This window comes from Amycolatopsis regifaucium, assembly GCF_001613935.1.
GTDB classification, from domain to species: Bacteria; Actinomycetota; Actinomycetes; order Mycobacteriales; family Pseudonocardiaceae; genus Amycolatopsis; species Amycolatopsis regifaucium.
On sequence record NZ_LQCI01000050.1, the window covers coordinates 36369 to 53644 of the forward strand.

General features: G+C 69.7%; 19 protein-coding genes. 9 read left to right on the forward strand and 10 right to left on the reverse strand.

What is annotated here, in order from left to right:
* Nucleotides 1-11 precede the first annotated feature (11 nt).
* The 3 genes from AVL48_RS32970 to AVL48_RS32980 are packed head-to-tail and all read right to left on the reverse strand — an operon-like array spanning nucleotide 12 to nucleotide 2307.
* Complete coding sequence (locus AVL48_RS32970) at nucleotides 12-1127, reverse strand: FtsX-like permease family protein (RefSeq protein WP_061981533.1); 1116 nt, start codon at nucleotides 1125-1127, stop codon at nucleotides 12-14.
* Nucleotides 1124-1783: an ATP-binding cassette domain-containing protein gene (locus AVL48_RS32975; RefSeq protein WP_061981532.1), complete on the reverse strand. Its 660-nt coding sequence runs from the start codon at nucleotides 1781-1783 to the stop codon at nucleotides 1124-1126. The genes AVL48_RS32970 and AVL48_RS32975 overlap by 4 nt, the downstream gene beginning before the upstream one ends.
* Nucleotides 1780-2307: a P-loop NTPase family protein gene (locus AVL48_RS32980; protein WP_244162370.1), complete on the reverse strand. Its 528-nt coding sequence runs from the start codon at nucleotides 2305-2307 to the stop codon at nucleotides 1780-1782. Before AVL48_RS32980 ends, AVL48_RS32975 begins: the two co-directional genes overlap by 4 nt.
* A 77-nt stretch (nucleotides 2308-2384) precedes the next feature.
* On the opposite strand from AVL48_RS32980, the gene AVL48_RS32985 reads away from it, so the two are divergent.
* On the forward strand, nucleotides 2385-3758 hold the full coding sequence (locus tag AVL48_RS32985) for a sensor histidine kinase (RefSeq protein WP_061981530.1): 1374 nt from the start codon (nucleotides 2385-2387) through the stop codon (nucleotides 3756-3758).
* Nucleotides 3759-3978: 220 nt separating this feature from the next.
* The gene (locus AVL48_RS32990; protein ID WP_061981529.1) at nucleotides 3979-4611 is read left to right on the forward strand and encodes a TetR/AcrR family transcriptional regulator; all 633 of its coding nucleotides are present in this window, start codon (nucleotides 3979-3981) and stop codon (nucleotides 4609-4611) included.
* A 98-nt stretch (nucleotides 4612-4709) separates the two neighbouring features.
* Here AVL48_RS32990 and AVL48_RS32995 read toward each other — a convergent pair whose 3' ends face one another.
* A complete protein-coding gene (locus tag AVL48_RS32995; RefSeq protein ID WP_061981528.1) occupies nucleotides 4710-5447 on the reverse strand; it encodes a TetR/AcrR family transcriptional regulator in 738 nt (245 codons plus the stop codon).
* A gap of 62 nt (nucleotides 5448-5509) precedes the next feature.
* On the opposite strand from AVL48_RS32995, the gene AVL48_RS33000 reads away from it, so the two are divergent.
* Both AVL48_RS33000 and AVL48_RS33005 read left to right on the forward strand, forming a co-directional pair.
* Nucleotides 5510-6385 carry an alpha/beta fold hydrolase gene (locus AVL48_RS33000; protein ID WP_061981527.1) on the forward strand — a complete coding sequence of 292 codons (876 nt, stop codon included), beginning with the start codon at nucleotides 5510-5512 and terminating at the stop codon, nucleotides 6383-6385.
* A 166-nt stretch (nucleotides 6386-6551) separates the two neighbouring features.
* Nucleotides 6552-6740, forward strand: a complete 189-nt coding sequence (locus AVL48_RS33005; RefSeq protein WP_061981526.1) for a DUF5302 domain-containing protein — start codon at nucleotides 6552-6554, stop codon at nucleotides 6738-6740.
* A gap of 174 nt (nucleotides 6741-6914) precedes the next feature.
* Here AVL48_RS33005 and AVL48_RS33010 read toward each other — a convergent pair whose 3' ends face one another.
* The 4 genes from AVL48_RS33010 to AVL48_RS33025 form a co-directional block, all read right to left on the reverse strand.
* Nucleotides 6915-7985: a Glu/Leu/Phe/Val family dehydrogenase gene (locus AVL48_RS33010; protein ID WP_061981525.1), complete on the reverse strand. Its 1071-nt coding sequence runs from the start codon at nucleotides 7983-7985 to the stop codon at nucleotides 6915-6917.
* Nucleotides 7986-8157: 172 nt separating this feature from the next.
* A complete protein-coding gene (locus AVL48_RS33015) occupies nucleotides 8158-9351 on the reverse strand; it encodes a PLP-dependent aminotransferase family protein (RefSeq protein ID WP_061981524.1) in 1194 nt (397 codons plus the stop codon).
* On the reverse strand, nucleotides 9348-10130 hold the full coding sequence (locus tag AVL48_RS33020) for a tryptophan 2,3-dioxygenase (protein WP_061981523.1): 783 nt from the start codon (nucleotides 10128-10130) through the stop codon (nucleotides 9348-9350). The genes AVL48_RS33015 and AVL48_RS33020 overlap by 4 nt, the downstream gene beginning before the upstream one ends.
* The gene (locus tag AVL48_RS33025; protein WP_061981522.1) at nucleotides 10127-10948 is read right to left on the reverse strand and encodes a PaaX family transcriptional regulator; all 822 of its coding nucleotides are present in this window, start codon (nucleotides 10946-10948) and stop codon (nucleotides 10127-10129) included. Before AVL48_RS33025 ends, AVL48_RS33020 begins: the two co-directional genes overlap by 4 nt.
* Nucleotides 10949-10996: 48 nt before the next feature.
* Between AVL48_RS33025 and AVL48_RS33030 the strand changes: the two genes are divergently transcribed.
* Genes AVL48_RS33030 through AVL48_RS33045 form a run of 4 tightly spaced genes read left to right on the forward strand, consistent with a single transcriptional unit; the run spans nucleotide 10997 to nucleotide 14752 of the window.
* Nucleotides 10997-11740: a creatininase family protein gene (locus AVL48_RS33030; protein ID WP_061981521.1), complete on the forward strand. Its 744-nt coding sequence runs from the start codon at nucleotides 10997-10999 to the stop codon at nucleotides 11738-11740.
* On the forward strand, nucleotides 11737-13239 hold the full coding sequence (locus tag AVL48_RS33035) for a benzoate-CoA ligase family protein (protein ID WP_061981520.1): 1503 nt from the start codon (nucleotides 11737-11739) through the stop codon (nucleotides 13237-13239). The genes AVL48_RS33030 and AVL48_RS33035 overlap by 4 nt, the downstream gene beginning before the upstream one ends.
* Nucleotides 13236-13928: an SDR family NAD(P)-dependent oxidoreductase gene (locus AVL48_RS33040; protein ID WP_061981519.1), complete on the forward strand. Its 693-nt coding sequence runs from the start codon at nucleotides 13236-13238 to the stop codon at nucleotides 13926-13928. Before AVL48_RS33035 ends, AVL48_RS33040 begins: the two co-directional genes overlap by 4 nt.
* Complete coding sequence (locus AVL48_RS33045; protein WP_061981518.1) at nucleotides 13925-14752, forward strand: enoyl-CoA hydratase family protein; 828 nt, start codon at nucleotides 13925-13927, stop codon at nucleotides 14750-14752. The genes AVL48_RS33040 and AVL48_RS33045 overlap by 4 nt, the downstream gene beginning before the upstream one ends.
* Before the next feature lie 10 nt (nucleotides 14753-14762).
* On the opposite strand, the gene AVL48_RS33050 is transcribed toward AVL48_RS33045, so the two are convergent.
* The gene (locus AVL48_RS33050) at nucleotides 14763-15701 is read right to left on the reverse strand and encodes a helix-turn-helix transcriptional regulator (RefSeq protein WP_061981517.1); all 939 of its coding nucleotides are present in this window, start codon (nucleotides 15699-15701) and stop codon (nucleotides 14763-14765) included.
* Nucleotides 15702-15763: 62 nt separating this feature from the next.
* Between AVL48_RS33050 and AVL48_RS33055 the strand changes: the two genes are divergently transcribed.
* Nucleotides 15764-16234, forward strand: a complete 471-nt coding sequence (locus AVL48_RS33055; protein ID WP_061981516.1) for a VOC family protein — start codon at nucleotides 15764-15766, stop codon at nucleotides 16232-16234.
* Between the two features lie 122 nt (nucleotides 16235-16356).
* Here the strand turns inward: AVL48_RS33055 and AVL48_RS33060 are convergent, their stop codons facing one another.
* On the reverse strand, nucleotides 16357-17274 hold the full coding sequence (locus AVL48_RS33060; RefSeq protein ID WP_061981515.1) for an SMP-30/gluconolactonase/LRE family protein: 918 nt from the start codon (nucleotides 17272-17274) through the stop codon (nucleotides 16357-16359).
* Nucleotides 17275-17276 lie beyond the last annotated feature (2 nt).

The following is a 17276-nucleotide window of genomic DNA, read 5'->3' on the forward strand; positions in this document are numbered from 1 at the left end:
CGGCGAAGGGGTCAGTAATCGCGGAGGTCGGAGACCTCGTCGCGGGCGGCGAGTTGCGCGATCCGCGCCGACGCGGTCACGCACGACGCGATCACCACCGCCGCCAGCAACCCGAAATAGCCATGCGGCGAAGGCGTCCCCTCCACCTGTGCGAAGAGGACGAACAGCACGCCGAGCAGATGTCCGGCGATCAGTCCCCCGGCGCCGACGATCAGCGCGTCACCCGCGATGAAGGCGGCCACCTGACGGCGTTTCCCGCCGAGGGTGCTCACGATCAGCAGGTCGCGACGCCGTTCGTTGAGCGCCAGCCCGAACGACGGCCCCGCCGCGGCGGCGGCGAGCACGAGCGACGCCAGCATGTCCACAGTGGCCGCTTTACAGCCGTCCTTGGTGAAGGCGGTGGAGATCGCGAAGGCCACCGCCAGCGCGACCAGCACCACCGATCGCGCCAGCAACGCGCTGCGCCACGAAATGGACAACGCAAGCACCCCCGCGAGTCCCGAGACGAGCGGTCTGAGCGCCCCGCCGAGCGCCCGCTTTCCCTTGCGCAGTCCCAGCTCCACCAGCCGCCACAGCAGCATCGTGCCGCCTGCCCAGCCGAACAGTGGCCAGAAGAACGCGAGGGCCAGCAGGAGGAAGTCGAGGCCGTAGGGCGCCCACCAGGGCGGCCCGTCGTCGGCAGGGACGAAATACCACTCCCGAAGGACCGGGGGCAGAATGGCGAGAGCCGCGACGAGCGGCCCGGCGACCAGCAAGAGAACGATTTCCCAGGCGAACGTCAGCCCGGATCCGGTGAGGAAACCGCCGGCCAGCGACAGCGCCACCCCGGCCACGCCACCCGCCAGCCCCGCGACCACGGCTTCCGCCGATGCGAGTGCGAGTACCTGTCCGCCGGTCGCGCCGCGGGCGCGCAGCAGGTCCTGGTCCGAGCGCAAGGAACGCTCCGAAGGGGTGGCCAGCAGCACCACGAGCGCCGTCGCGGGAATCCACGGCGGGGCCGGGGATCCGGTCCAGCCGTGCACCGCGAGCAACGTGATCACGATCGCGACCCCGGCCGCGGACACGCCGAGCCTGGCGGGGCGCACCCGCGCGATCCCGCCGACCCACAACGCCATCGCGGCGATCACAGGTCACGCACCAGCTTCCCGTCGACCATCGTCCAGCACTCGCCGAACAGCCCGGCCGGGGCGGGCTCGGCCGTGGCCACCAGCAGCCCGGCGGCCAGCCGGTCCGCCGCGCGCACGAGCCTGCCCAGCAGCCGCTCCCGCGCGGGCTGGTCCAGCCAGCCTGCCGGGTCGTCGGCGAGGATCAGTTTCGGTGCGGGCGCGAGTGCCCTGGCGATCATCGCCAGCCGCATCTGCTCGCCGGTCAGGTCACGGGGTGCCTTCTTCGCGAATCCGGCCAGGCCGACCAGGTCGAGGGCGCCGTCGACGGCGTCGCGGACAGCGGTGCCGGTGCGGCCCGCGAGGACCAGCGGCAGGGCGACGTTGAGCCGGACGTCGAGGTCACGCAGCAGGCCACCGTCCTGCAGGACCAGCCCGATCAGGTCGGGGCCCGGCGGGACCGGCTCGAACGCGGGCCATTCGATCGTGCCCGCCGTCGGCTTCTTCATCCCGGCGAGCAGATGCAGCAACGTGGTCTTCCCGGAGCCCGCCCGGCCGGTCACCACGGCGCGGGTCTCCTTGCCGATCTCACAGCTGACGCCGTGCACGGCCACCACCGCGGTCAGGCCGGTGCCATAGGTGTGCGCCAGCTCATCGGTGCGGACCAGCGGTGTCGTCACGCCACTCTCACGATCCGGTGCGCGGCCGCCGCGATGTCGGGGTCGCGGGTCGCCACGACGACGGCGGTCCCGCGCCGTGCGACCGCGCACAGCAGGTCCATGAGTTCGAGTGCGGCGAGCCTGTCGAGTTCGCCCGCCGGTTCGTCGGCGAAGAGGACGTCGGGCACGCCCGCCAAGGCGACGGCGACGCCGGCGCGCGCGCCTTCCAGTGCCGACAGCGTGCCCGGGTAGGCGTCACCGCGTCCGGCCAGTCCGGCCAGTTCGAGCAGGACAGCGGCGTTCTCCGGAGCTTTTTCGGGAGCACGCCGGGCCGCGAGCCTTCCGGCCAGCACGACGTTCTGCTCGACGGTGAGATGGCCGAAGAGATTCCCCCGCCTGAGCAGCACACCGACGCCGCGGCCACCGGCCGGCGCTTCGCCTCCTCCGGCGGGCAGCACGGCCACACAATCGCCCGGGACGGCGAGCCGGACGAGGGGGACGGATCCGGGCCCCGGGCCTGCCATGACGGCGGCACGTCGGCGCATGGCCCCAAGGTAAGGCGAAAGGGGTCAACATCGCCTTGATCTCAGGTCAACGGACGGCAAAATATCGCATCCGGCGAGTGATCCTCTTCCTCGTCGGCCACACTCTGTCCGTGCGCCGCCGGATCGTGACCCTCACCGTGCTGGCCGCGGTGCTGGCGATCACCCTCTTCGGGGTGCCGCTCGCCCTCGCGGTCGCCAAGTTCCACGAGAGCATGTCCACGCACGACCTCGAACGCGCTGCCGACAACGTCGCCCTCGAAGTGACCGGTGACCTCGCCAACGGCCGGATTCCGGAGCTCAGGCCCACCCCGGCCGGGGAAGAGGGCGAAGACCGGATCCGGGACATCGCGATCGGGGTCTACAGCCCGACCGGCAGGCTCATCGCCGGTGAGGGCCCCCCGCACGCCGACGACTTCGTCCGCAGCGCGCGCGACACCGACCGGGCGAACGGAATCGCCGGTGACGAGGTGGTCCTCGCCGAACCCGTGGTCAGTGGCGCGTCGGTGGTCGGAGTGATCCGGGCCGCGCATCCCCGGTCCGAACTGGACGACATGATCCGGGTGACCTGGTTGAAGATGGCCGGGCTCGGCGGGATCGCGATCGGGGCCAGCTGGCTGATCGGGCTCCGGATCTCCGCCCGGCTGGCGCGGCCGTTGGAGGACCTGGCCGTCACCGCCGAACGCCTCGGCGAAGGCGACTTCACCGTGCGCGCCCGCCGCACCGGGGTCCGCGAGATCGATCAGGTCGCCGAAGCACTCGACGTCACCTCCGAACGGATCGGCGAGACACTGGAACGGGAGCGGACGTTCTCCTCGGACGCCTCTCACCAGTTGCGGACGCCGCTGACCGGGTTGCGGCTGCAACTGGAGGCGGCGCTGGAAAGCCCCGGCAGCGACCCCTACGCGACGATCCGCGACGGCATCGCGTCGGCCGACCGGCTGGAACGCACCATCGACGACCTGCTGGCGCTGGCCAAACAGACCAGGGCGCCCCGCTCGTTGCTCGACCTGGGCAAACTGTTCGAAGAGGTCCGGCAGACCTGGCACGGTCTGCTCGCCGGACGAGGCAGGGCGCTGCGGATCAGCGGCCGTGAGGCCCTGCCCGCGCGGGCGGCGGACGCGGCCGTGCGCCAGGTGCTCGCCGTGCTGCTCGACAACGCGGCGACGCACGGCACCGGCACGGTCACCGTCCTCGCCCGCGACGCCGGGGACGCGCTGGCCATCGACGTGAGCGACGAGGGCGCCATCGCCGGCGGAAGCGACCCGTTCGTGACCAGGGAAGCAACCGAGGAACGGGAAGGCAACGGGATCGGGCTGCGGCTCGCGCGGAGCCTCGCCGAGGCGGAAGGCGGGCGGCTGCGGCTGACCAGCCCCTCGCCGACGACGTTCACGCTGCTCCTGCCCGCCGAACGCCCCGCACCGCGTGAAGAAGGCCCGGGCCTGGCGAGCTAGGGGGGGTTACTCGCCAGGCCGGGCCGGTAGGAGGCAAACGCGCCCCGACAGCGCGCACGGCATGCCACCTGGAAGAAGACGGTAAAGAACAGCGAGCCAACAGACGGTACACGCCGGATTAACTGACACTTTGCTTTTTGATGTCACAGGTCAGCGCCCCGGCGGGCTCCGCCTCACGACCGTCCAGCCGGGCTGAATCGATCGTGGGAAGATATGAGGTATGACCACGGAGCCGGCGCCGAGATGGCGGAGATTGGAACCGGACGAACGCAAGGAACAGATCTTCGCCTGCGCGGCCCGTCTTTTCGGGGATCGACCCTACTCCGAAGTGTCCACTTCGGACATCGCGGCCGAGGCCGGGGTGGCGAGGGGTCTGATCAACCATTACTTCGGCACCAAACGCGAGCTGTACCTGGAGATCATCCGGCGGGCGCTGACCGTGCCGCGGCTCGCGGTCGAGATCCTGCCGGAAGGCCCGCTCGAACTGCGCGCCGACGTCGCCATCGACTGGTTCCTGGACATGGTCACCCGTCAGGAGAAGATGTGGCTGGCCGCGATCGCGCCGGAAGGCATCGGCCGGGACCTCGAGGTCGAGCGGATCCTGGAAGAGGCCGATCGCGAATCGGCGGACCGGGTGCTCGAAGCGGTCGGCCTGTCCCCCGAAAGCCGGCACGGGCAGGAGCTGAACGCGCTGGTCCGCGCGTTCGGCGGCATGGTCAAGGCGGCGGGCCGGGAATGGCTCGTGCGCGGTGCGCTCAACCGCGAGCAGGTGCACACGCTGCTCAGCAAGTCGCTGGTCACCTTGGTCGGCGAAGTCTTCCCCGAGATCCAGCGCGCCGCGCCGCGGAGCTGACGGGAAGAAGCCCCCGGCACCGCGAGGGGGAGGTTGGTGCCAGGGGCTTCGGACCGGTGACGAGCACCGGTATCCCTCCACACTACGCCGATTTACTGTCAGAACTCTGTCAAACTTTCGAGAGCCCGCAGCTGGGTGAGCCGATGTTCCAGCCCGTCGAGGCAGCGCTCGACCGCGTAGGCGTAGAGACGTTCGTAATAGCCCGCCGCGAGATCAGGATCGGCGACCAGCGCCGCGATCGACTCGCCCAGCGCCGCCATTCCCGGCAGATCCCCCCGGTCGCGATACGCCGCGTAGCCCTCGGACCGGTCGAGCTGCAGCGCCATCGCGCTCTCGCGGTCGTCCTCCATCGCGACGAACTGGCAGGCGGTGGCGAGCAGCAGGTTGTAGGCGAACGGCGCCTCGGCCCCGAACCCGGCCGCGAGCAGACGGCCGATACCGGTGTCCATGGTCGGCACCGCGGCGGCGACCGACGGCCCGAACAGGGCCAGCCGCCGCGCCGAACCGGGATAGCGGCGCAGCACCGTCCGCACGGTCGGCAGGAACTCGTCGAACCAGGCCCGCCACGGCAGCGTCTTGTCGGGCAGGGTCAGTTCGCCGACCACGCGGTCCAGCACCGCGCCGACGACGGCGTCCCGGTCGCCGACGTGGTGGTAGACCACCGCGGGGTAGGCGTCGACCGCGGCCGCGAGCTGCCGCAACGTCCAGTTCTCCAGGCCCGACTCCGCCGAAAGCTCCAGCGCGGCGTCCACGATCCGCTCCCTGGTGACCGCCGGCCGCCCGGAAGCGGCGCGTGACCGGGACCGGGAACCCACGTCCTCAGGGAAAGTCGACATGCGGACACCGTATCCGCAGCACGCCGGTGGCACGGCGGGGGACATCCGGGCAGGATCGTGCCATGCCCCGCGCGCGTGTGAACGGCCTCGAACTCGAGTACGACACCTTCGGCTCCCCCACGGATCCGCCGCTCGTGCTGGTGATGGGGCTCGGCGCCCAGATGGTCACCTGGGAGGTCGGCTTCTGCGAGCTGCTCGCCGATGGCGGCTTCCACGTCGTCCGGTTCGACAACCGCGACATCGGCCTGTCGACCTATCTGGACGACCTTCCCGCCCCGGACCTCGCCGCGCTCGCGGCCGGTGACCTGACCACGGCCCCGTACCTGCTCTCGGATCTCGCGTCCGACGTCGCCGGGCTGTTCGACGCACTCGGGTTCGACCGCGCACACGTCGTCGGCGCGTCGATGGGCGGGATGATCGTGCAGCAACTCGCCATCGATTCCCCGGACCGCCTGCTCAGCCTCACGTCGATCATGTCGACCACCGGGGACCCCTCGGTCGGGCATCCGGAGCCCGCCGCGCTCGCCGGGCTGACCCGGCCGCCCGCCGCCACCCGTGAGCAGGCGATCGAGGATGGCGTCGAGTGGTTCAAGCTCGTCGGTTCGCCAGGCCATCCTTCCGACGAGGAGTACCTGCGGATGAAGGCCACGCGCAACTACGACCGAGCGAACCACCCGGCGGGCGGATTGCGCCAGGCCGCCGCCGTCGTCGCTTCGGGGGACCGCACGGCGAAGCTGCGCGAGGTCCGCGTCCCCACCCTCGTCATCCACGGCGAGAGCGACCCGCTGATCAACGTCAGCGGCGGGAAGGCGACCGCGGAAGCGATCCCCGACGCCGAACTGGTGCTGTTCCCCGGGATGGGGCACGAATTGCCGCGGCGGCTGTGGCCCGCGATCGCCGACGTGATCATCGGCCACGCGCGCAAAGCCGGGTCTTGAGTGGGCGATACCTCTGATTTCCACTGTCGCATTGGGGACACTGAGCGTCTCCTGCTGTGCGACCACTGCCAGCGCCCGCGTCCGCCAGGTGACGTAAATCGACTCGCCAACCGTGGTGGTTCCTGACAGGCTGGGAACGTCACATGTCGTCACCTCGGAGGTAGCAATGACTGAACCGGCACCGTCCCCTGCGGATGGCGAAGAGGACGACACCAAGCGCAAGTTCCGCGAAGCACTGGAGCGCAAGCAGGCGCAGTCCCGCACCGGCTCGGCGCATGAGAACGCGGGCGGGAAGAACCTGCACGCGCACGGTCCGGCCGCGAACAAGCGCACCTTCCGTCGCAAGAGCGGCTGAGTCCCGGGCGCACTGGTCGAAAGTCTGTGAAGCCCTCCTTCCCTACCCTCAGGGTGGGGAAGGAGGCCTTCACTACTTCGCTGGTCCGGTCGGGCGCCCCACCTGCCATGAAAGGTCCTTTCCTTGCGAAATTCGCAAGGAAAGGACCTTTCATGGCGTTACGGCGTGAGAGACCTACACCGTCAGGATCGACCGCAGGCCGCCGACCTCGGCCATCCGGCGCTCGGCCAGCCGGTCGGCCGCCGTCTCCGGCGGTACGCCGTCGGCCTTGGCCAGCGCGAACACCGCCTTGGTGGTGTCGAAGATGGCCGTGGTCTTGCGCTTCGCCCGCGCGAAGTCGAAGCCGCGCCGCTCGTCGTCGACCTGGATCACGCCACCGGCGTTGACCAGGTAGTCCGGCGCGAAGAGGATGCCGCGGTCGTCGAGCTGCTTGCCGATGCCGGGGTGCGCGAGCTGGTTGTTGGCCGCGCCGCAGACGATCTTGCTGCGCAGCAGCCCGACCGTCTCGTCGTTGAGCACGCCGCCCAGCGCGCACGGCGCGAAGACGTCGAGTTCGGTGCGGATCAGCGTGTCGAGGTCTTCGACCACCTCGACGCCGGGGTACGCGGCGCGGGTGCGTTCGATCGCCGCCGGGGAGACGTCGGTGATGACCACCTGCGCGCCCGCTTCGATCAGGTGCCCGACCAGGATGTGCCCGACCTTGCCGACCCCGGCGACGCCGACCTTGCGGCCCGCGAGTTCCGGGACACCCCAGACGGTGTCCGCGGAGGCACGCATGCCCTGGTAGGTGCCGAAGGCGGTGAGCACCGAGGAGTCGCCGGCGCCGCCGTTCTCCGGCGAGCGGCCCGTGACGAACTCCGATTCGCGGGCGACGATGTCCATGTCCTGCACGTAGGTTCCGACGTCGCAGGCGGTGATGTAGCGGCCGCCCAGCGACTGGACGAACCGGCCGAAGGCGCGCAGCAGCGCCTCGGTCTTGTGCTTCTGGGGGTCGCCGATGATGACGGCCTTGCCACCGCCGAGGTCGAGCCCGGCGAGCGCGTTCTTGTAGGCCATGCCCTTCGACAGCGCGAGGACGTCCGCCAGCGCGGCTTCCTCGGACTCGTACGGGTAGAACCGGGTTCCGCCGAGCGACGGGCCCAACGCCGTCGAGTAGATCCCGATGATGGCCTTCAGGCCGGTGGCCTGGTCCTGGCAGAAGACGACCTGTTCATGGCCCGTGCCTTGGCCGAACACTTCGGTCACTGTGGTGACTCCTTGTCATGGAGTGCACGCTGCTTGTGGCTCACGTGCGAAGATCCTGGATCAACGGCACAGTCCCCGCACGAAGGTCATCCGGCGGCGACGGTGCCACATCGCAAACCTAGATCCCCCCGGTGCGTTCGCCAAGCCGGGGATGCGACGTTCTCGAAACAGGTCAGCCCCGGACGACCTCGTCGAGGACGCGGAGCGCGGAGTCCAGCTGGTCGTCGGACAGGTAAGGCGCGGGCCCGAACCGCAGATAAGCGCCGCGGCTGTCGGTCCGGACGCCTCGTTCGGCGAGGGCGGCCTGCAGCGCACCGGCGTCGGCGCATTTCAGCGACAGGAAGCCGCCGATGCGGTCCAGCGGCGTCTCCCGGTCACGCGTGATGACGTCGTCGGGCAGGCCGAGCTTGTCGAAGCCCTCGGCGAGGAAGCCGACCTGGTGCCGCGACACCTCGCGCAGGAACTCCGGCGTGAGCCCCTGTTCGGCGAAGAACCGGAAGACGCGCGCGCCCCGGTAGTGGCTCGTGGGGTCGTAGGTCGCGCCGGCGAACCTGTCCGATCCAGTGGCGTAGGCGACCTGGCCGGGTCGGCGCTCGTCCGCGAGCGCGCCGAACTCCGCGTACCAGCCGGTGACCACCGGGCGCAGTTCCTGCGCGTGCGCGGGCATCCGCAGGAAACAGTTGCCTTCGCCGAGCTGCAGGTACTTGTAGCCGCCGCCGAGCACCCAGGCGTTGGTGAGCCCGAGGTCGTGCAGCGCGAACGGGACGGCGCCGAGCGCGTGGTAGGCGTCGACGACGAGGTTCACCGACTTCGAAAGGCAGACGTCGGCGAGGTGGGCCAGTCCCGGCACGAGCCGGGAGGTCTCGAACAGCACGGCCGAGACGAGCACCGCGCCCGTGTCTTCGGTGACTTCGGCCGCGACGCGTTCGGCCAGCGTGGTGACGGGCGTCGCGGGGACGCGGACCACCTCGACGCCTTCCTCGGCCAGCCGGGCCAGCTGACGCCGCAGCGTGTGGAACTCGCCGTCGGTCGAGACGATCCGGGGACGCCCGCGCAGGTCCATCGCCGACAGGAACCGGATCACCAGGTCATGAGTGCTGGCGCCGAGCGCGATGTCACCGTGCGGGTCGCCGAGCAGCGCCCGGAACCCGGCCCGCATCTCGTCGGCCTTCGCGAAGGCGCGGTCCCATTTCGTGTCGACCTCTTCGGCCGCGTCGGCGAAGGCTTCGCGGAGACCTTCCTCGGCGACGTCCGGCCACGCCTGGTGCGAATGCCCGGTCAGCAGGACCCGGTCCGCCACCCCGAATTTCGTGTAGTGCGCCGCGAGCGCGTTGGGGTCACGGCGGAGTTCGCCGAGAGTCGTCAAAGTCGGCTCCGCACTGCCCAGAGGTCCGGGAACATAGGGCGGAAAAGCGTCGTACGCAGGTAATGCGCCCCCGACGAACCCCCCGTCCCCGTCTTGTCCCCGATGGTGCGCTCGACCATCTTCACGTGCCGATACCGCCACTCCTGCATCCCTTCGTCCAGGTCGACCAGGTGCTCCGCCACGACTGACGGCCCGGTGTCATCGCGATAAACCTGCAGCAGAACCTCTTGGAGCGCCGGAGAGGGTTCGAGTGGCTTGCTGACGTCACGCCCGGCCGGAACGTCGTAATCCTTCACCGCGAGGTACTTGACGAAGGAATCGAAGAGCGACGGCCGGGACATCGCGTCGGCGATTTGGGCGCGTTGCGCACCGCCTTCGGGGTAATGCGCGAACACCCGCTCGTCCCGGCGGCCGAGCACGGCCTCCAGAACGCGGAACTGAGCCGACTGGAACCCGCTCGAAGCGTCGAGTCGCGCACGGAAAGTGGTGAACTGGCTCGGGGTCATCGTCTCGAGCACATCGATCTGCGCGACCACCACCTTGAAGATAGTCAGAATCCGCCGCAGTGTGCGGATGGCGTGAGCGGTGTTACCCGCCTCGAGTTGCTCCTGCAGGTAAAGCGCCTCGTGGAGAACTTGTTTGAACCAAAGTTCATACACTTGGTGGATGACGATGAAGAGCAATTCATCGTGTTCGTCGGAGCGGGGATGCTGGGAGTCCAGCAATTCGTCCAGCGAAAGGTAGGACGTATAACTCAATGCCGCTTGCGTGTCATTCATTTTTCTGTCACCTCATCGAAATGGCGTTGCGCCGCCGGAGCCAAGGCCTGGTAAAGATCGTGAAAGAGTTCGACCGCGGCCGCCCGGTTCGGCGGAGCCGGTACGAGTTCGACCGGGAGTTCCGGATCGAGCGACGGGAAGGCGCGGAAGGTGTGCGTCAGCCAGGTTCGGACCTGGAACGCCTCGGCATCAGGCAGCTCGCCTGAATATCCGCCGAAATCCCGGACGAACGCGTCGTAACGCGCCGCCAGGCTGTCGAGGTTCCAAGCACGTTCGGCGAACCGCCGCACGTCGAGCGCGAGCGACGGTTTGCCGAGCATCAGCCCGGCGTGTTCGGAGACGTCGAGCTCGGCCAGCAGGGCGAGCACCTCGGCCTCACGGTCGTGCGGGGCGATCCAGGTGCCGTCCTGGACCGGCCCGAAGCCGAGGAAGCGCAGGCGGCGGACCAGCCGCTCCCGCGCCTGACGGCGGGTTTCCGGGATGCTCTGCCACAGCACGGTCCACTCCCCGACCGCGCGTTCGCGTCTGCCCAGGGAGAAGATCCGGCGGTCGCCGTCCTCCAGCAGCGCGATCGTGCGGCGGGTCAGCGAGTAGTGGACCAGCCGCCCCGCCTTGTGCCGGGCGAGCAGGTCGCGGCGGGCGAGCCTGGCGAGCGCGATCCGCGCCGCGCCGTCGGAAAAACCGAGCCCGGCCAGCACGCTGACGAGGCCACCGGACCAGACACGGCGGCTCTCGCGTGGCGAAACGTAGGTGCCGAGCAGCGTCATCACCAGCTCTTGGGGAGCTGGATCACCGTGCAGCGGGGACGATGCGGGCATGAAGGCAACTCTATACACCTCAGGCCGCTGCGGTGTAGCTTGATTCGGGTGACGTACTTCGCGGATTTGAGCTCACGTCAGGTCGCGGCACTCGCGTCGCACGAGCGCGTTCCGGTCCTGCTGCTTCCGGTGGGCGCCGTCGAACCGCACGGACCGCACGCCCCGCTGAACACCGACCCCCTGATCTCGCGAGGAATGTGCGAGCGCGCCGCGGCGCGGCTGGCCGGTGATCCCGGTATCCGCGTCCTGATCCTGCCGGAGGTGCCCTACGGCGTGACCCGCTTCGCGGCGGGGTTCGCGGGCGGCATCCCGATCGGCGAGGAGACCTTGCACGCCCTGCTGACCGACATCTGCGGCGCGCTCATCGAACAGGGACTGCCCCGCGTCCTGCTGGTCAACAACCATTTCGAGCCTGCCCACCTGGTCGTGCTCCGGCGGGTGGTGGAGACCGTGGAAGCGAAGCACGGCGTCGGGATCGGTTTCGTGGATTTGGTGCGTCGCCGGCACGCGGCGCGGCTCACCGACGAGTTCCGCTCCGGCGCGTGCCACGCCGGGCGCTACGAGACGTCGCTCGTGCTGGCGGACCGGCCCGATCTGGTCGACGTCACGATCCAACGCGAGCTGCGCCCCGTCCACGTCGATCTGGCGCGCGGCGATGCCACGGACTTCGTCTCGGCCGGGATGACCGACGCCTACTGCGGGGAGCCCGCCCTGGCGACCGCCGAAGAAGGCGAAGAAACGTTCTCGGTGCTCACCGACATCCTGGTCGAGGCGATCCGGGAGCTGGTATGACCTTCAACCTGGCGACCCATTTCGTGGATCGCCTCCCCGGTGAGCGGACGGCGTTGCTGTGCGGTGACGAGGAAGTCACCTACGCGGAGCTGGCGGCGCTGGTGAACCGGGCAGGCAACGTGTTGCGGGACCTCGGTGTCCGAAGTGGACAGCGGGTGCTGCTGGCGCTGAACGACAGCGTCGAGTTCGTCGCCGTCTGGTACGCGGCGCAGAAGATCGGCGCGGTCACCGCCGAGGTCTACTCGTTCCTGCAGCCCAAGGACTACGCGTACTACCTGAACTACACCGAGGCCGTGGTGGTCATCGCCGACGCGTCGACGCTGCCCGCGCTGCGCGAGGCCGGGGCGCGGAACCTGCTGGTCATCGGCGACGTCGCCCTGGCACCCGGCGAGCACTCGTTCGACTCGCTGGTCGCGTCGGCTCCCGCCGAACTCGAAGCGGCGCCGACCACGCTGGACGACGTCGCGATCTGGAAGTTCACCACCGGCAGCACCGGCTCGCCCAAGGCCTGCGTGCACCCGGCACGGAGTGCGGTGGAGAGCTTCGAGCGGTACGCGCTCGGCGTGCTCGACCTGCGCGAGGACGACCGCGTGCTGGCCGTGCCGAAGCTGTTCTTCGGCTACGCGCGCGATCTGACCGCGTTGTTCCCGTTCGGCGTCGGCGCGTCCGGGGTCGTCTTCCCGCAGCGCAGTACCGCGAGCCTGCTGTTCTCCCTGATCGAGCGCTACCGTCCGACGATCCTGGTGAACGTGCCGACCATGATGAGCGCGATGATCGCCGATCCGGCGGCGGCAGGAGTGGACATGAGTTCCCTCCGGCTCGCGACGTCGGCGGGTGAAGCATTGCCTTCGGAGCTGCACCGCAAGTGGGACAACGTCTTCGGGGTCCCGGTGATCGACGGCATCGGCTCCTCGGAGGCGTACCATATCTATCTCTCCAACACCCCCGGCGCCCAGCGGGTCGGCAGTCTCGGCCGTGAGGTGCCCGGTTACACCGCGCGGATCCTCGGCGAGACCGGCGAAGCCTTGCCGGACGGCGAGATCGGCACCCTGGAGGTCACCGGGCCGACCATCGCCCGCGAGTACCACGGCGACCCGGAGAAGACCGCGCGGACCTTCCACGGCGACACCCTGCGCACCGGTGACCTGTTCAGCCGCGACGCCGACGGGTACTTCCACCACCACGGCCGCGCCGACGACCTGCTGAAGGTGTCCGGCGTGTTCGTCGCGCCGAGCGAGATCGAAGACTGCCTCATCGGCCATCCCGCCGTCGTCGACTGCGCGGTGCTGGGGGTGACCGTCGACGGGCTGGTGGTCCCGCGGGCGTGCGTCGTGCTGGCGGAGGGCGCTTCCGTGACCGCCGACGAACTGAAGGACCACGCGCGGACGCAGCTGGCGAAACACAAGTATCCGCGCGAGGTGGTGTTCGTGACCGAACTCCCCCGCACCGCCAACGGAAAACTCGATCGGCGCGCGCTGCGCCGGGTGGAGGCGCAGTGAGCAGGATCGTCGTCGTCACCGGCGGGACACGCGGGATCGGCGCGGCCGTCGCCGCCCGGTTCCAGGCCGCGGGCGACCAAGTACACGCACCCGGCCGGGCCGACTGCGACGTCACCGACGAGGCTGCCGTCGCCCGGTATTTCGAGGCTCTCGGCCCGGTGGACGTGCTGGTGAACAACGCCGGGATCTCGGCGAGCGCCCCGCTGGCGAAGACGTCGCTCGACCAATGGCGTACTCAGATCGACGTCAACGCGACCGGTGCTTTTCTTTGCACGCGGGCGGTTCTGCCCGGCATGCGGGCACGGGACACCGGCCGGATCGTCACGGTCGCCTCGACGGCGTCGCATATCGGCTACCGCTACACGGCCGGTTACACCGCGTCGAAGCACGCCGCCGTCGGGCTGATGCGGGCCACCGCCGCCGAGGTCACCGGCACCGGCGTCACCGCGAACGCCGTCTGCCCGGCCTTCGTGCGCACCGACATGACGGCCGCTTCGGTGGCCAGGATCCGGGAGCGGACCGGCCGGGACGAAGCCGACGCGGAAGCCGCCCTCGCGGCCGCGTCCCCGCTCGGCCGCCTGCTCGAACCCGACGAGGTCGCCCACGCGGTGGCCTTCTTCGCGGCGCTCGAAGCCGCCGCGATCAACGGACAGACACTCGTCCTCGATGGAGGTGGGATCCAGTCATGAGCCCGTTCCGCGCCACACCGCCGATCACCGCGAACTGGGAACATTTCGAGTTCACCGTGGACGACGGCGTCGCCACGGTCACCTTGGACCGCCCCGAAAAGCTGAACGCGCTCACCTTCGACGTCTACGCGGACCTCCGGGACCTGCTGGCCGAACTGCCGCATCGCGGCGACGTCCGGGTGCTGGTCATCACCGGCCGCGGACGGGGGTTCTGCTCCGGCGGCGACGTCGAGGAGATCATCGGCGAACTGCAGAAAATGGAGACCGCGGAACTGCTGGAATTCACTCGCATGACCGGTGCGGTGGTGAAGGCGCTGCGCGAGTGCCCCATCCCGGTGATCGCCGCGGTGAACGGGGTCGCGGCGGGCGCGGGTTCGGTGATCGCGCTGGCGAGCGACTTCCGGCTGCTCGCGTCGTCGGCGAAATTCGCGTTCCTGTTCACGAAGGTCGGACTGGCCGGGGCGGACATGGGCTCGGCGTACCTGCTGCCGCGGCTGGTCGGCCTGGGCCGGGCGACGGAGTTGCTGATGCTGGGCGACAAGATCGACGCGGCTCGCGCGGAAACGATCGGCCTGGCCTCGCAGGTCGTCGAGGATGCCGAACTGGGTGCCACGGCGTCGGCGCTGGCCCGTCGGCTGGCGGACGGTCCGGCGTTGGCCTACGGGACCACGAAGGTTCTGCTGACCCGCGAGCTGGACATGGACCTGGGCAGCTCCATCGAACTCGAGGCGATCACGCAGGCGCTGCTGATGACCGCGAAGGACCACGGGGAGTTCTACGCGGCCTGGACCGCTGGACGAACCCCCCGGTGGACCGGCCGCTGACCCTTACCACTCACGAAACGGGACCGGCCGCCCCCAGTAGCCGCTCCCCCAACACCCGGCACCGTTCGCGCAGTTCGGCCGGCTCGATCACCTCGAAAACGTGGCCCAGCACGACCACGTGCATCAGCAGGAAGTCGAGATCCCCCGCCCCGCTCAGCACCTCGCACCGCGCGGCCCCCTTCGGCCGTACCACCGCCGCCGACGCCGGAATCTGCGCCCGCACGACCTCGGCGGGCGCGTGCACCAGGAACCGCGCCTGATACTGATAGACCCGGCTGGCCACACTTTCCTGCACGTAGGCCGCTGCGTCGGGCGCCGAACGCGGCCGGAACCGCCACGCCCGCGCGGAAACCCCGGACATCCTGTCGACGCGGAAGGTACGCCAGTCTTCGCGATCGAGGTCGTAGGCGAACAGATACCAGCGCTTTCCGGAGGCGACCAGGCGGTACGGCTCAACCCTTCGCCGTCCGGACGACGAATAGTCGAACCCCGCTTCGACCTCGTCCCGGCAGGCCCGGGCCAGCGTCATGAGCACGTCGGGGTCGATCGAGGCGCGGCTGCCGTCGAAGGCGACCACCGAGCCCGACAGCGCGCGCACCGCGTGCCGCAGCCGGATCGGCAACACCCGGTCGAGTTTGGTGAGCGCCCGAAGCGCGGCATCGCCGTCACCCGCCCCGGCCAGCAGCGACACCGCGGTGGCGATCGCCTCCTCGTCATCGAGCAGCAACGGCGGCATGTCCTGCCCCGGACCGAGCTGATATCCGCCGCCGACCCCGTTGCCGGCCCGCACCGGATATCCGAGCGCCCGCAGCCGCTCGATGTCGCGGCGGATCGTGCGCGGCGTGACCCCGAGCCGGTCGGCGAGTTCGGGGCCGGTCCAGACCTGACGCTGCTGCAGCAACCCGAGCAGGGTGAGCACCCGCTCCGTGGTGCCTCGCTCGTCCTCCATGTCACCCACTGTGTCAGAGATAGCGGACCGATCCTGTCCGCTAGAGGTGTCAGGATGTCTTCATGAGCCGAAAGAGCCGCGAAATCCAGATCACCTTCGACGCCCACGACCCCAAGGGCCTGTCGACCTTCTGGCGTGACGCCTTGAGCTACGTCCACCCCGCTCCGCCGGGTGTCGAGCTACCCGAGGGCGCCGACCCGCTCTCCGCCTGGGAAGAGTTCCTCGAACGGGTCGGCGTGCCCGAGGATCAGCGCAATTCCAGCTCGGCCGTCCAGGACCCCGACGGAATCGGACCGCGCCTGTTCTTCCAGCAGGTCCCGGAGGACAAGGTCGCCAAGAACCGTGTCCACATCGACATCCGCGCCGCCCCGGGGCTCCACGGGGACGAGCGCATGGCGGTGCTCGAGGCGGAATGCGACAGGCTGGTCGCGCTCGGCGCGAAGCGGGTACGCCGTCACGAGCCCGAACCCCCGATGAGCCACGGGTTCATCGTGATGACCGACCCGGAGGGCAACGAATTCTGCCTGGACTGAGAGTCCCGGAGCGTGGTCGGTACCTGCGTGAAGTACATGATGGCCCCCTTCCTTGCGCCTAGCGCAAGGAAGGGGGCCATCATGTACTGGGGAAGGCGTGTCACCACTCATGACCAGCGGACTCAGACCGTCGTCACGGCGATCGCGTTGTCCTCCAGCGACCCGAAGTAAAGCGTCCCGGCCCGTTCACGGACCCCGACGAGCACATGGAACCCGTCGATCTCCCCGCGCAGTTCGTGCACCTGCTTCCCGTCCGGCGTCACCCCGCGCACGCCGCATTCGCGCGCGGGTGCGGGCTGCAGCGCCGTCGGCAGCGCGCGGACACGGGCGCGCAGCGGCGCGGGAAGCTTGCGCACCAAGGAAAGCGCGGGCACCTTCGGACTCGCCACGGTGATCCAGATCAGCCCGTCGCTGCCGGTCGAGATGTTGTCGGGGTAGCCCCACAGATCGTCGACCAGCACGTCACGGGTTCCGGCGCGGTCGCCGGTGAGCCAGACGCGGGCGACCCGGCAGGCGCCGGTCTCCGCGACGGCCACATAGGACTCGTCGGGCGGCAGCGCGACGCCGTTGGCGAACTGCAAACCGTCGGCGAGCTGGTCGATCTTCCCGTCCGGGGTCCGCCGAAGGAGACGTCCGCCGCCGGTCTGCTCGATCAGATCGTCTCGCCAGTTCTCGATGCCGAAGAGCCGGGACGAATCGGTGAAGTACACCGTCCCGTCCTTCGCCACGGCGGCGTTGTTGCAGAACACGAAATCGAGTCCGGCGGCGGCCGTCGCCAAGGTCGTCACCGAGCCACCCGCGAGCGGCATGGTGAGCAGACCGGCCTTGGCGTCGCAGATCAGGAGATCGTCGCCGTAGAACTCCAGCCCGAGCGGACGCCCGCCGGTGTCGCCGAGGACGTCGATCCGCTTGCCGTCCGCCGTGACGCGGAGGATGCGCCCGTCGTCGACACCGGTGTAGACGTGCCCCTGGTCGTCGACCACGACGTCTTCGGGGCCGTGCCCGTTCACCGGGATGACCGTGACCTGGCCGAACGACATCG

Excerpts from the sequence above, each read along its gene's own strand:
- AVL48_RS32980 (WP_244162370.1), bottom strand. The coding sequence starts at position 2,307 with ATGCGCCGACGTGCCGCCGTCATGGCAGGCCCGGGGCCCGGATCCGTC.
- AVL48_RS32990 (WP_061981529.1), top strand. The coding sequence starts at position 3,979 with ATGACCACGGAGCCGGCGCCGAGATGGCGGAGATTGGAACCGGACGAA.
- AVL48_RS32995 (WP_061981528.1), bottom strand. The coding sequence starts at position 5,447 with ATGTCGACTTTCCCTGAGGACGTGGGTTCCCGGTCCCGGTCACGCGCC.
- AVL48_RS33000 (WP_061981527.1), top strand. The coding sequence starts at position 5,510 with ATGCCCCGCGCGCGTGTGAACGGCCTCGAACTCGAGTACGACACCTTC.
- AVL48_RS33005 (WP_061981526.1), top strand. The coding sequence starts at position 6,552 with ATGACTGAACCGGCACCGTCCCCTGCGGATGGCGAAGAGGACGACACC.
- AVL48_RS33020 (WP_061981523.1), bottom strand. The coding sequence starts at position 10,130 with ATGAATGACACGCAAGCGGCATTGAGTTATACGTCCTACCTTTCGCTG.
- AVL48_RS33025 (WP_061981522.1), bottom strand. The coding sequence starts at position 10,948 with ATGCCCGCATCGTCCCCGCTGCACGGTGATCCAGCTCCCCAAGAGCTG.
- AVL48_RS33035 (WP_061981520.1), top strand. The coding sequence starts at position 11,737 with ATGACCTTCAACCTGGCGACCCATTTCGTGGATCGCCTCCCCGGTGAG.
- AVL48_RS33045 (WP_061981518.1), top strand. The coding sequence starts at position 13,925 with ATGAGCCCGTTCCGCGCCACACCGCCGATCACCGCGAACTGGGAACAT.
- AVL48_RS33050 (WP_061981517.1), bottom strand. The coding sequence starts at position 15,701 with ATGGAGGACGAGCGAGGCACCACGGAGCGGGTGCTCACCCTGCTCGGG.
- AVL48_RS33055 (WP_061981516.1), top strand. The coding sequence starts at position 15,764 with ATGAGCCGAAAGAGCCGCGAAATCCAGATCACCTTCGACGCCCACGAC.
- AVL48_RS33060 (WP_061981515.1), bottom strand. The coding sequence starts at position 17,274 with ATGTCGTTCGGCCAGGTCACGGTCATCCCGGTGAACGGGCACGGCCCC.